Raw genomic sequence first — 814 nt, forward strand, 5'->3', positions numbered from 1 at the left:
CCGCCGGGCCCGCGCGGCGACCCGCACGGCAGCCGGCCCGACCCGCTGCTGCTGCGCCTCACCACCGACGACGTCCTGACCGCCCTGCGACCGCTGCTGCTCCCCGGAGGACCCCGATGACATCCGCGTCACCGACCGGCCCGCCCGTCGGCGTGGTGATCGCCACCAGGAACCGCGCCGACCGACTCGCCGAGACGCTGCGCCGCCTGACCGGGCTCCCCGAACGTCCGCCCGTGGTCGTCGTCGACAACGGCTCCACCGACGGCACCGGGGACCTCGTCACGCGGCGGTTCCCGCAGGTGCGGCTGCTCTCCCCGGGGCGCAACCTCGGGGCCGTCGCCCGCAACCACGGGGTGGCGGCGCTCGGCACGCCGTACGTCGCGTTCTGCGACGACGACTCCTGGTGGGCGCCCGGCTCGCTGGCGACCGCCGCCCGGCTGTTCGACGGCCACGAACGGCTGGGCCTGCTCGCCGCGAGCACCCGGGTCGGCCCGGACGGCGCCGACGACCCGTTGAACGAGGTTCTGGCCCGCACCCCGCTCCCCCGCCCGGCCGACCTTCCGGGGCGGCAGGTGCTCGGTTTCCTGGGCTGCGCCGCCGTCGTGCGCCGCAGGGCCTTCATGGAGGCCGGCGGTTTCCATCCGCTGCTGTTCTTCGGCGCCGAGGAGACCCTGCTCGCCTACGACCTCGCCGCCCGCGGCTGGGGCGTCGTGCACTGCCCCGAGGTGGAGGCACGGCACCATCCCGCGACCGGGCCCCGCGAGGGCCGGTCCGCGCTGGTGCTCCGCAACGAACTGCTCACCGCCTGGCTGCG

At 76.7% G+C, this 814-nt stretch carries 1 protein-coding gene; it reads left to right on the forward strand.

The genetic code is table 11. The annotated features are described in order from the left end of the window. Positions 1 to 116 precede the first annotated feature (116 nt). A partial coding sequence (locus ACYVE9_RS29055) for a glycosyltransferase family 2 protein (RefSeq protein ID WP_461030861.1) occupies positions 117 to 814 on the forward strand: 698 nt, incomplete at its 3' end.

This window comes from Streptomyces sparsus (assembly GCF_054776295.1).